The organism is Alteromonas sp. BL110 (genome assembly GCF_003443615.1).
Classification (GTDB): Bacteria; Pseudomonadota; Gammaproteobacteria; order Enterobacterales; family Alteromonadaceae; genus Alteromonas.
Window position 1 is genome coordinate 2,179,379 of record NZ_CP031967.1, and the last position, 12,337, is coordinate 2,191,715.

Sequence of the window (12,337 nt, forward strand, 5' to 3'; positions counted from 1 at the left end):
TAAGCTTAGAGCTTTGCTGTTAACGCCACTTGAAATAGGTGTTCAGTATATTCTTTATTAGGCTGAAAGAAGCGCAAATTTTCTTGATGACCTGAATTTAGCTGCCATTCTGTTGTTACGGAAAAATGAGAGGTCACGTCGTACTTTACGCTAAAAGTATAGGCGTACCCTCTACTGCCATTTGGGTCGTACATAGTGTTGTCATTATCACTCACTCGATACCAGTCTATGCGTGCTGCCGCGTTTAAGCCCTCCAGTCCCAGAGCAGTCAAATCTAAGGAAGCGGCAACATAAGCACTCGCAAAGTCATTATCGACAATACTTTCACCCATAAGGGTGTCGCCATACAGAAATTGAGAAAACAGTGTTAACTCGGGGCGGGGCAAATAGCGCAGTGTTAACGAATGAAAGCGTGTATGCCATGCGTAGATGCTGTCTGGGTCGACAATATTTTCATCCGCATTGTTGTCGTAATAATAATAGCGCATTTCAGCGCTCCGTTTGTACGCCACATGCGCTCCGAAATAATAGCCAAAGCGATTGTCTATTTCTCTAAAAGGTTCGGTCCATGCAGGGGCATTTAGTTTATCTTCATCGATAACACCTGGTATAGGCAAAAAATTCACTCTATCGTTGTAAAGCGACTGTCTGTCGTGAAGTGCAAAGCCACGCCAAGAGAGCAGCGTTCCAGTGCTATCGTTTCCTTTAAAAAAGCTGGCTAATACTTTCCAAGACCAGTTGCTTCGCACTTGTCGGCCATTTTGTCTAACGCTTAGTTCAATGCCACCGGTTCTGAGTTCTTCACCAATCCAACTGTTTATGGCTGAGTTAGTCAGAAAGTGAGGAGATAGCCAGCCAAAGTCGGTGTTTTCGGCTGAAATAGCAGGGTAAAAGGCACCCATCTTTACTTCTGGCTTTATAGATGAGGCGCTAAGGGGCCGATATTTTAGGTATAGCTGAGAAAAGTTAAGCCGTTCTTCGCCGTCGCTGTAAGTGTTTAAAACACCAGATAATGTCCAATCATCAGACAAACGCTGCTGCGTTGAAATAATGGCTTGAGAGAGGTGTAAACCATCACCATCAAATCGCTGGTGGTTTTGACCAAAGTTCTGAAAGCTTTGCGTGTTTTCTTTCAGAGCCCATGTTCCACGCAACAAAAAATCTGTTTCTGCATAGCTTGCTATAGAAAAAACTAACGAAAATAGGGCCAATGGATGAGTGACAAACCGCATCAATAGTCGCCGAAACCAGAATCGAACCCGTCATCCCTGATTATGTTTGTATTAAGTGCCCATGTTACTTGAGTATCGCCATTCACAGTGATGGATTGTGTTGGTAACGCTTTTTCACCTTCCACCTGGGGGTGCCAAAAACGGACGGTGTATTCACCATGAGGAAGCGAAATTGAAGACTGCCCCTCATTACCAGTTTTTCCAAAATAAGGAGAGTCGGCGACAACAATATATCCCAGCATCCAATCATGAATATTACAGCCAATATCCACAATACCTGCATTTTCAAAGCGTAAAGGCTCTGCCGTAAACTCTTTATAAAGCTTTAGTTCGAATTGTTTCGTAGGTGAAAATGAATAGACGTGGTGAAACAAATTGTCCGCATTAGGGAAAGTCACTTCGGTGCCAGCTTTAACAACAAGGACGTGAGGTACAAATTGTTTATCTATTTGATTCATTACGGCTGCTTCTTGGTGTGGCATCTGATGCTCACCCACCTCAAATTGAGGCTCAAATAGAAACACGCCGTTGTCGACTGGCTCGCCATCGCTATCATTAAGCGTTATAGAAAACGTTGCGGTTTGATCATCTTGTCCTAAGACCGTACTTGAACAAGCCATAAAAAGAAGGGCAACGAAAAGTGTTTTGTATTTCATCCAAGTACCTCATCCACGTACCTTGTCCACGTACTGGGACGGAAAGCATTAAAAGAAAGCGCCAGCTGACTTAACCATAGAATAAACCCAGTAATATACAACTGCGCTATACCTTTAGTATAAGACCTTGTCGACTGTGACTTTATTTCAGCTACGGTGAACTTTTCGAGGTAGTATTTTTACAAACGAGAAAGCGTTTCTGTAAGGCAGTGGCTAAAGCTGAGAGAACTTTCTTACCAAGTTATGATACACATGATGGAGTCCATCAAGCTGCTCTCGCTCTGCAGTACCGGCGTTAAGTAGCGATTGAATACTTTGGTCAAGCTGAAAAAGCGTTTCTCGCATTTGCTGGTCGCTCACCATACTTTGCAACCAGGTGATAGCGGCAATACGCTCGCCTTTAGTAACAGGCGTTACCTTGTGTAGGCTTGAAGATGGATAGAGTATGGCGCTTCCCGCATCGCATTTAACTTTCTGCTCGCCAAATCCTGTTTGAATAACAAGTTCGCCGCCTTCGTACTCGTCTTTATCGGTAAGAAAGATAGTCATCGACATATCGCTGCGTAAAACATCGGGCGTATTTGGTATACGCATAATGGCGGCGTCTACGTGATAACCATAGGTTTGTGACTCGCTATAGCGGTTAAAGCACGGCGGGAAAATACGTTGAGGAAGGGCGGCGGAGATAACTTTGGGATGGCTACCTAATTTACTCAGCAATTGGTTGGCAAGCTCTTGAACACGTTTGTCTTGTGCATCTGCCTGGCCGTTATTTTTGACGCCTGCAGCCATACCCATTGCCGTATTTTTGCCATCAACAAAAGGAACATCAGTAAGCTGCTGACGAAACTGAGCAACATCGCTTTTCGTCAATAAGTCATCAATAATAATCATGTTTTCAACGCTTTTTAGAATGTTTTTGATATAAAAAGACCTAGGCAGTTGCCTGCCTAGGTCATGCTAGCATTAAAATTCGTAGCTAACGGTACCTGTAATGTTGCGACCATCACCGATATACATGAAGGCGCCTGAACGGTAGGCTGCCGTCCAGTATTCTTCGTCAAACAAGTTTCCAATGTTAACACGGAAAGTCAGTGACTCTGAGTGATAGTAGTTAGCGAATAAGTTAACCACTTGATAATCAGGAACTACGATAGAGTACTCGCCGGTTTCAGCGCTATAGCCCGCTGCAGTATCTGGCTGGCCGCCATACATTTCTGACTGGTAGCTGTAGTCTCCACCAAAGGCAAACTTCTCATTAGGCTGATAGCGCATCTGAATGTAGAAGCTTTCGTCTGCGAAGTTACTTAGCGCAAGGCCGATGTTATCTTCGCTGTAAGATTCAAGAATCTCAGAATCCATAAATGCAGCAGATGCCTGAATACTAAGCTTATCTGTGATATCACCACTTAAGCCAAACTCAATACCTTCTACGCGGTTTTCACCGGTGTTCAATGTACCTAGCGTTGAATAAGCGTCACCTACGCTTTCGTGTACGTCGCTCTTAGTGATGCGGAATAGCGCAGCATTTGCCACAAGTTTTTCGTCAAATAGTGACCACTTAGTACCTAGCTCAATATTTTCAACTTGCTCAGGGTCTGCTTGTGCTGCTTGCTCTGGTGTACCACACAAACCACCGTAGCCACAGTTTGCACCAAGATCTGATTCACCACCGTTGATGTTAGTTGCTGTGCTATACGAAGCGTAGATGTTGCCGTTTTCAGTGACATCGTAAACTAGCCCTAAATGCCCGTTGTACAGTTCATCCGAGAACTCGTAAAGCTCGCTAGAAGTTTGGTTACTATAGTCATAGCTATCTATGCGAAGTCCCGCGAAAACATTAAAGTTATCGGTAAGCTCAAAGGTGTCCATGACGTATAGTGAGTAGGTTTCCATGTCGAATAGGGCATCAGCATCACCACGGGTATAAGCTTTACCCATTAGCGAGTTGATATTATCAACCATGTTACCTTCACCATCTAGCAAGCAATAGCTTTCAGATACACCGCGGCGGCCACTGGTTAAACAGTTTGAAGGATTGGTGTAATCCATATTGAACACGCCGTTGTCTACCGACTCATCTGTATATTCAAAACCGAATACGAAGCGGTGATCAACGCCTGCGAAAGCCGTATCCCAGAAAAGGTTGAACTGTGTAGTTACGTAATCAACTTCCTGCCAACCTTGGTGGTTACTTAACGATAGTGTGTAGGCACCCGGTGCGGTAGGGTCAGTCGCGTCACGGTTAGTGCCACTCATACCCGTTGTAATGTATTCGTTTTCCGTTTTACCTACACGAGTTGCGTTATAAAAACGCACGTTATCGCTAATGTCATACTCAGTACGCAAGGTGAATGTGGTCACTTCCGAGTTTTGGAAGTCTTCGTCTTGTGCATAAACCGGAATATCTTCAAGCGGGTAGCCTGCATCACGATCGTAATAGCTACCTAAGTCAGGAATGTCTTCTGCATTGAGGTAATACAAGTCGCCAGTGAATGACAAGCGGTCGGTAGGCTGGTTGACATAAGAAAGCTGCACACCTTCACGGTCGCGCTCGATACCTTCACGTCCAGGTTTATCTTCTGATGAGTAAAGTCCGTTTAAACGTACCGCGCTGGTTTCAGTAAGCGTTTTGTTTAAATCGACGGTTAAACGCGTGTGCTCATCGGAACCAACCGCGGCATCAACACGACCGAAGTTATAAGCGGTCGACGCTTTTTTGGTGATAGAGTTTACCGCACCACCTGAAGAACCACGCCCGGCAAAGGTAGAGCTAGGGCCTTTAGTAATTTCAACACGTTCTGTTGCGAAGCTTTCACGGGTTGTCATACCTGGATCGCGTAGACCATCAACAAATACGTCGCTACGCGCTTCATGACCACGAATAATATAGCGGTCACCAAAAGCATTACCATTCTCACCTGTACCTAAGGTCACGCCTGCCTGTGCTTGCAGTATATCCTTTAGGTCTGTTCTACCGCTCTCCTGGATTTGGTCTTGAGTAAGAACGCTAATGGTTTGTGGTGTATCAACTAGGTCAGCCAAGCGACGAGGGTCGCCAGATTTGTTGTAACGGTAGATAGATTGCTGTACGCCGTGAATCTTAATCAACTCTATGGCTTCGTCAGATGCCGCTTTACATTCAGCTGACGTGGCGTCGCTGCATGTTTCTACTTCTTCCTGCGCCATTACAGCACCACTACCAAATGCCAAAGCGGCGGCAATAGTTTGCGCGCCCATAGTTAGTTTAGTGTTTTTCATCCTGTTTCCCTTGAGTGTGTGTAAGGATGACGAAGTTTATGAGATTAGTAAATTATTGTAAATATTAATGATAAACATTCTCATTTAATATATTTAAGGGAGTTTTAAGTAATGCTTAATTTAAGTTTTTATTATATTTCCGACAGTTACATCTGATAGATTGCTTTCAACCGATTATGCATGCAGATTTTCTGATAATAGGTGTTTCTTATTGCTTTAGATGAAAACTAAAGAGGCAAACTAACGGTAACGATAACGCCACTGCCATCTTCTCTGTCATTTAATATGAGCTGACCTTTATGAAAAGTCGCTATCATGTTCGCGATATAAAGCCCAAGTCCCAAGTGGGGTGAGTTAGTCGCGTTTTGCACGTCATTTTCTTTTCTTACCGACACCATAGATTGGGTAAGCTGACTCTTCATTCCCTTAGGAAGTAAAGGCCCAGGGTTACTCACCGACAACCGCACAGATTTGTCGTTCTTTTCCAGTTTGACGATAATTTCATCATTGTCTTTGCTGAAGTCCACAGCGTTTGACACGATTTTATCGAAAAGCTGAGCAATAAGTTCAGGAGATCCTTTAACGAGCAAACTATTGTCAGTGGAAATAAAGGTCCATTTTCTTTGCGCATAAGCGTGCTGATAGCCCTGAACACATCCGTCAATCACCTTGATAATATTAAAGATTTCTAAGTCTTCCTGCTCAATCGCTTGCTCTAATCGCGTAGCCTCGCTCATACTGTTTAATATTGTGCTTAGCCGGTTTACGCCCGACTGAGCCCTTTCTACAAACACCGCTTGTTGGTTAGCATCATTAACGTGAGAAAGCATATCCAAGGATGATTTGACCACAGCAATAGGTGTTCTTAGCTCATGAGACAAACGAGAGGCCATGTTCTCTAGATAAGAGTTGTATTGCTGTAAGCGTGAAAGAACGTCGGCAAATGAACGGGATAAATCGCCGATTTCATCACGTTGATTGGATACAGGTAAAGTGCCAATAATTTTACCATTGTCATCAATGACAGCTTCGGTGTTATCGCGAAGGGAACGAATACGGTTCGAAATTCGCGTAGCGAACAGAAGCAATCCCAGTGTACCTATGGTCATCACTGCTAAAATTACGTGAAAAAGTTGCTCTAGCGCCCGGTTTCGCAATGTTCTTATGCCATTAGTGGTTTGTTCAACGATAACCGCACCCATTACATTGCCTTCAATAAAAATCGGGTAGGCAGCAGAAAGTACAATAGCTTTGTTATCGGGAGACAAACGCCACAGTGAGTCTGGTTGACCATTTAACGCCGTGCCTAAATCCTGCCCCACAAGTGCATAGGCATCGTCTAATTCATCGATAAAGTCAGCGGGCGGACGCGTAAGAATTTGGTAATAGAGCGGCAGTAACCACTCACTTTCTATCCAATGCCAAACCGCGTTAGAAGGGGGAGCTTTTTCATCGACCTTAATGCCAGTAGCCGATTGAATATCACCAGCGCGAGCGAGTACACGTTTGTGCTTGTCCACAACCCACACCCTTGAATCGGCATATTTCAAGCCTGCCAAAATACGCTCAATTTCAGGCGAAGGTGTTATGACAGTTCCCAGCTCAGCGAGTTTTTTTGTATTTGCCGTGCCCAGCGCGTATTGCTTCAACCTGCTGTTCTCATCATCTACATCGACAAGTGAAAATGCTAAGCCACCTGTGGTCATAGACAGTGGAAAGCGCAATTCAACATTGTAGCCAGTGGCGGTTTCCTGCCAGCGACCTTGAATTGAAAGGGCATTCTCTACTGCCCGTGTTGTAGACGTGTTGCTAGCTAATTTGTACGCATTTACCCAGCCACTTTCATAAGGCGCAACAACGTATCTTGCCAATTCGCCTTGTGGGGTTTCCATACCGATAAGTAAATGGTCGCCCGTCTCGACACTTAAGCTATTGGGTTGCCGCCACAGCAAAACGTCATCGCTGACTTCAAACATGGCATATAAGAATTGACCGTAGCGCCCCACCATATGCTTAAACCACAAGCTGGTGGGTTCGCCGGCATAGCCATTGTAATACTCAATAACTTCCTCACTACCATACTTAGTCATTAGCTCACTGACTTGCTGCCAATCGTTGAGTTCTCCATCAAGTTGAATGGGGGATGGGATAGGTGGCGCGTAAAGGTCTGTTCCGGGTCGGACGTCTTGAAGGTAAGCTGATTGACTGTCAAATAAAGCTGGTCGTTCGTGTAGTGCTGTGGCAACGGCTCGCGCCGTACCTATCATGGTTTGCTCTTGACCGTTTCGCAGGTACTGCTCAAGTTCCCACACATAGTTATAACCCAAGTAAGGAATGGTGAATAAGAACAGCGACAGCACCATAAGCTGAAGACGAATAGAAAAACGAAAACCCATGTTTGTAGTCGGTTGCCCTTATTTTTGTAACGGGTGAAACACAGCTTTAGACGCAAGCGCTTTACAGCTGCCAGCGGTATCCCATGCCATACACTGTATCGATATGGTCAAAGTTTGGGTCAATTTGCACAAACTTCTTTCGCATACGTTTTATGTGGGAGGTAATGGTGGTGTCGTCCACTACCATTCTCGACTCATCCATAAGCTGTTGACGGCTTTTCACGTGACCTGGTCGCTTGATGAGTGCGTGCAGCATCCAAAACTCTGTTACCGTCAATAAAACAGGTTGGTTTTGCCAGCTTACCGTCATTCTCGATACATCTACTTTTAAGTCACCTACTTTTAGCTCATCTTTTTGCTCTGTGGGGGCAGCGAGCAAATCTGTACGTCTAAACAGTGCGGCAATTCGGGCTAGCAGGTGCGCCATGCTGATATCTTTAGTTAGGTAATCATCAGCGCCCATACGAAGACCGCTGATAGTGTCTACATCGTTATCTCGTGCAGTAAAAAAGATAATGGGCAGGGTTTGCGATAGGCCTCGAAGTTGCTGGCACAGCATAAAGCCACCTTCTATTTCATCTTTCAGACCAATATCAATAATGGCTAAGTCGGGTAGGGTGTGGTTGAACGCTTCGGCCGCAGATGGTCTGTCTTCATAGGCATTTACGCTATATCCCTGCGCCTTAAGCGCCATAATGTAGTTTTCGCGAATGGCCGCGTCATCTTCCACTAATGCAATTGTCTTTGGCATACATTAACCCACAATTATAATTCTAATAGAGCGCACACTATACCTATGAACAAAAGCTATTGCCTAAGTTCGACATAAAATCCTCAAACTTGCCTCATTTGCGCCATATTTGAGAAGCGTCGAGCGAAATTTTTATCAGTGGGACATTATACAACGCGAGCTTCTATCTGGCTTAGCGTCTTATTGTATTTCTGTGCGGACTGGTAACAAACCATCATCATATTTCCACGATTAGGCGCTTTTTCTGCCATTTATAGAGTGTTAAATAAACATCGTCTGCCGAACACAGTGCGCATGGCTTCACAACAGGCTTCTTTACGTAGTTTGCTTTAACCGGTGCTATGTAGTTAAAACAGACTGTGCTGTTGACGCCGCTTTTATTCTTAAGGGGGGAAACAGTACCGTGGAAGCGGTAAGGCTGAACTTCTATGCAGACTGGTATAAAGCTACCCTTTGCGCTGCGTGCTACCCCAACGGTACGCGGCGCTTTTTTCAAAAGGTTGAAAAAGTGGTTTTCGCTCTCATTTTCTAACTGTTTAAAGCAACCACTAAACGCGAGTGTATTCATTTAATAGCATGAACTAGGTTACACTTCGTTGGCTATACATTGTTAGCGACAGATAACTACATCTCACTAAAGTTGGTTAGGGCGTACTGACCTTTGGCTTATATCAAAGGTCAGTATGTCTCAGTAGTCACACTCTCACTACGGGCAAATCATGAAAGCGTTGGACATTAAAGGGTTAACCAAAACCTACAAAGGTGGCGTTCAGGCACTTAAAGGCGTAGACCTTACAGTACAAGAAGGAGACTTCTTTGCACTACTCGGCCCTAATGGGGCGGGAAAATCTACCACTATTGGTATTATCAGTTCGCTTGTTAACCAAACTAACGGCAGTGTTTCGGTGTTTGGTTATGATCTCACTACGCAAAAAGAACAAGCCAAAGCTTGCATTGGTCTGGTACCACAAGAGTTCAACTTCAACCAGTTTGAGACCGTACTGCAAATAGTACTTAACCAAGCGGGTTACTATGGCGTGCCTCGCAGTGTTGCGAAAGAGCGCGCTAAAAAATACCTTGCTCAGCTAGATCTATGGGAAAAACGCAATGCCCGCGCTCGTGAGTTGTCGGGGGGGATGAAACGCCGCTTAATGATTGCTCGTGCGTTAATGCATGAACCAAAGCTACTTATTTTAGATGAGCCAACCGCTGGCGTAGATATTGAAATTCGCCGCTCTATGTGGGGCTTTTTAGAAGAAATAAACCGTCAGGGGATTACCATTATCCTCACCACCCATTACCTTGAAGAAGCAGAAATGCTGTGCCGCAATATCGCCATTATTAATAAGGGTACCATTGTGGAGAACACCAGCATGAAGGCACTATTGTCTAAACTTAATGTGGAAACCTTTGTATTAGATATTAAAGCTTCAGAAAATGTATTGTCTACCGACACTTTATTGAATGGTTTTGAACACCGTTTGCTTGACGACCACACCCTTGAAGTTGATGTTGAGAAAACGGAAGGGTTAAACCCCGTTTTCTCCCAGCTAAGCGAAAAGGGCATTCAAGTAATGAGTATGCGCAATAAATCAAATCGCCTTGAGGAATTGTTTGTGCGTTTAGTTGAATCAGCGAAGCAAGCTAGCTAAACCCACTGCAGGTAAAGGTGAAGAACATGAAAACTGAAAGTACACAAATGAACACAGAAGAAAACGTGGGTTGGTTTAAGCAAAACTATGTGGCGTTAACCACGATTTGGATAAAAGAGTGCACGCGCTTTTTGCGCATATGGATACAAACCCTGGTGCCTCCGGCTATTACGATGAGCCTGTATTTCGTTATATTTGGCAGCCTTATCGGTAACCGTATTGGTGAAATGGGGGGCTTTACCTACATGGAGTTTATTGTACCTGGCCTCATTATGATGTCGGTGATCACAAACTCCTACGCCAATGTGTCGTCTTCATTTTTTAGCGCAAAGTTCCAGCGCAATATTGAAGAGCTATTGGTGTCACCTGTACCTACCTCAGTTATTATTCTTGGCTATGTGGGCGGGGGCGTGGCTCGCGCTATTCTCATTGGCATAATCGTTACCTTGGTGTCGCTATTTTTTGTTGATGTGCAAATACATAATTTAGGCATTATAGCGCTGACGTTACTACTTACTTCTACCTTGTTTGCTACCGCGGGCTTGATTAATGCAGTGTTTGCTAAAACCTTCGATGATATCAGCGTGGTTCCAACGTTTGTTTTAACACCTTTAACTTATTTAGGCGGTGTATTCTATTCTCTTACGCTATTACCTGAATTCTGGCAATGGGTGAGCAAAGCGAACCCTGTTGTATACATGGTCAATGGGTTTCGCTATGGCTTCTTAGGTGTATCTGATGTGAACGTGACACTGTCGCTTACTTTGTTATTGGGCTTCAACGCGTTGCTATTTAGCGTGGCGTACTACTTACTTAAAACCGGTAAAGGTATTCGTAGCTAATGGCGAGCGGTAATTCTAGAGAAATCACCACATCGCAGGTGGGTATTCACGATAAGTTAGACGACTTAGTGAAAAAGTACCAAGCGAGTGAAAACAAGCGACCGATTAGCGAACATACACAAGCCGCCTTTGATGAAGTAAGTGCCTGGCTTGATGCCGGGAACGGCTTTAATGGCGAGGTTATTCTAGATTCTTGCTGTGGTGTTGGCGAAAGTACGGCGAATATTGCAAGAGCGAACCCTAATGCCCGCGTTATCGGCATTGATAAATCAGCCATGCGGGTGGACAAGCATGAGCATTACAGCACACAGCAGGATAACTATCGGGTGATCCGCGCTGATGTGAATGACTTTTGGCGCTTGGTAAAACAGTCTAACTGGAACGTTACGCAGCATTTCTTACTGTATCCCAACCCGTACCCCAAAAAGACCCAGGTTCAAAAACGCTGGCACGGCAGTGCGGCCATGGTGGATTTAATGTCAATCACCCCTAACATAGAGGTGCGAAGCAACTGGCTCATCTATCTGATGGAGTTTGCGCAAGCGGCTAAACATTACGGTATGGTGTCAGACTTGTCTGAAGTCACAGGCGATAACCACATGACGCCGTTTGAACGAAAGTACCGGGGTAGTGGGCAGTCCTGTTGGAAGCTAAATTGTCGCAGTGAAGAAAGCTAAGTCTGCTATCTAAGCCAGAATTACTGTGAGCTGATTAAAGCGGGGCGAGATGAAAAACTCGCCCTGTTTTGCTTGTTAGTTTGGTGCAGTTAGCTTGCTAATGTCGCGCAGCGGCTGAACGCACGTTCGCCAAAGGCGGACTGAATACATAACCTTGCGCATAGCGAATGGGCAGGCGCTTTACGCGTTCTAAGTGTGCCTCATCTTCAACATGCTCGGCTATGGTACTTACGCTATGTCGTTCACACAGCGATAATAAATAGTCCACATATTCTCTTACCGCCTCTTGCTCGTCATAATGTTTGATTAGCCCCCCCGCTAACTTTATACCTCGAACTGGCAGGTTCATGAGCGCCCTTATATTTCCCGGGCAAGAGCCTACATTGTCAATGAACACGCCAAGCCCGGCGTGCATACTTTTTTCTATAAACGCGGTTAAGCTTTTGGGGTTAGACAATGCGGTGGATGCACTGACTTCAATGCTCACTCGCTCTGGAGCAGGGTAACTCGCTAAGTGGGTTATAAGTGTGTTGGTGAGCTCCTGATTATATAAATCTTTGGCACTTATATTAATATTCCAAGGAATATTCACATCGTGAAAGTAACTCGCACATTGCACGAACATACTCGCTGCAAGTGAATTTACATGCTGCTCCCGTTCAATAAGATAAAGAAATTCGCTGGGCAGAAAGGTTTTATCCCCTCGCGTAATTAGGCGCGCCAAGCATTCGTACCGCCATACCCCTTGGCTATTTAAATCAACGATGGGTTGAAAGTAGGGAACGATATCTTCTATGGAGAAATCCTCGGATATTTCGCGTATGGGCATAAACCGACCTCCTTGCAATGATGTGTCTAATAGCGGCCGAT

10 protein-coding genes are annotated in these 12,337 nt (G+C 44.8%); 3 read left to right on the forward strand and 7 right to left on the reverse strand.

Annotated elements, in window-relative coordinates; all coding sequences use genetic code 11:
- Positions 1-5: 5 nt before the first annotated feature.
- The 6 genes from D1814_RS09540 to pdsR form a co-directional block, all read right to left on the reverse strand.
- Positions 6-1,232 (reverse strand): outer membrane beta-barrel protein, encoded by a 1,227-nt coding sequence (locus D1814_RS09540; protein ID WP_118491712.1) that lies wholly within the window; start codon positions 1,230-1,232, stop codon positions 6-8.
- The gene (locus tag D1814_RS09545) at positions 1,232-1,888 is read right to left on the reverse strand and encodes a methylamine utilization protein (protein WP_118491714.1); all 657 of its coding nucleotides are present in this window, start codon (positions 1,886-1,888) and stop codon (positions 1,232-1,234) included. The genes D1814_RS09540 and D1814_RS09545 overlap by 1 nt, the downstream gene beginning before the upstream one ends.
- Before the next feature lie 213 nt (positions 1,889-2,101).
- Positions 2,102-2,782 carry a Fe2+-dependent dioxygenase gene (locus tag D1814_RS09550; RefSeq protein WP_118491716.1) on the reverse strand — a complete coding sequence of 227 codons (681 nt, stop codon included), beginning with the start codon at positions 2,780-2,782 and terminating at the stop codon, positions 2,102-2,104.
- 72 nt (positions 2,783-2,854) lie between these two features.
- A complete protein-coding gene (locus D1814_RS09555) occupies positions 2,855-5,149 on the reverse strand; it encodes a TonB-dependent receptor (RefSeq protein ID WP_118491718.1) in 2,295 nt (764 codons plus the stop codon).
- Between the two features lie 227 nt (positions 5,150-5,376).
- Complete coding sequence (gene pdsS / locus D1814_RS09560) at positions 5,377-7,545, reverse strand: proteobacterial dedicated sortase system histidine kinase (RefSeq protein ID WP_118491720.1); 2,169 nt, start codon at positions 7,543-7,545, stop codon at positions 5,377-5,379.
- 61 nt (positions 7,546-7,606) lie between these two features.
- Positions 7,607-8,296 (reverse strand): proteobacterial dedicated sortase system response regulator, encoded by a 690-nt coding sequence (pdsR, locus tag D1814_RS09565; protein ID WP_118491722.1) that lies wholly within the window; start codon positions 8,294-8,296, stop codon positions 7,607-7,609.
- Positions 8,297-9,015: 719 nt separating this feature from the next.
- Here pdsR and D1814_RS09575 point away from each other — a divergent pair.
- Genes D1814_RS09575 through trmB form a run of 3 tightly spaced genes read left to right on the forward strand, consistent with a single transcriptional unit; the run spans position 9,016 to position 11,467 of the window.
- Positions 9,016-9,948: an ABC transporter ATP-binding protein gene (locus D1814_RS09575; protein ID WP_118491726.1), complete on the forward strand. Its 933-nt coding sequence runs from the start codon at positions 9,016-9,018 to the stop codon at positions 9,946-9,948.
- A gap of 26 nt (positions 9,949-9,974) precedes the next feature.
- Positions 9,975-10,790, forward strand: coding sequence for an ABC transporter permease (locus D1814_RS09580; RefSeq protein WP_183037581.1), 816 nt, complete (start codon positions 9,975-9,977; stop codon positions 10,788-10,790).
- The gene (gene trmB, locus D1814_RS09585; protein WP_118491728.1) at positions 10,790-11,467 is read left to right on the forward strand and encodes a tRNA (guanine(46)-N(7))-methyltransferase TrmB; all 678 of its coding nucleotides are present in this window, start codon (positions 10,790-10,792) and stop codon (positions 11,465-11,467) included. Before D1814_RS09580 ends, trmB begins: the two co-directional genes overlap by 1 nt.
- A 97-nt stretch (positions 11,468-11,564) precedes the next feature.
- Here trmB and D1814_RS09590 read toward each other — a convergent pair whose 3' ends face one another.
- Positions 11,565-12,296 carry an EAL domain-containing protein gene (locus D1814_RS09590; RefSeq protein ID WP_118491730.1) on the reverse strand — a complete coding sequence of 244 codons (732 nt, stop codon included), beginning with the start codon at positions 12,294-12,296 and terminating at the stop codon, positions 11,565-11,567.
- Between the last annotated feature and the right edge of the window lie 41 nt (positions 12,297-12,337).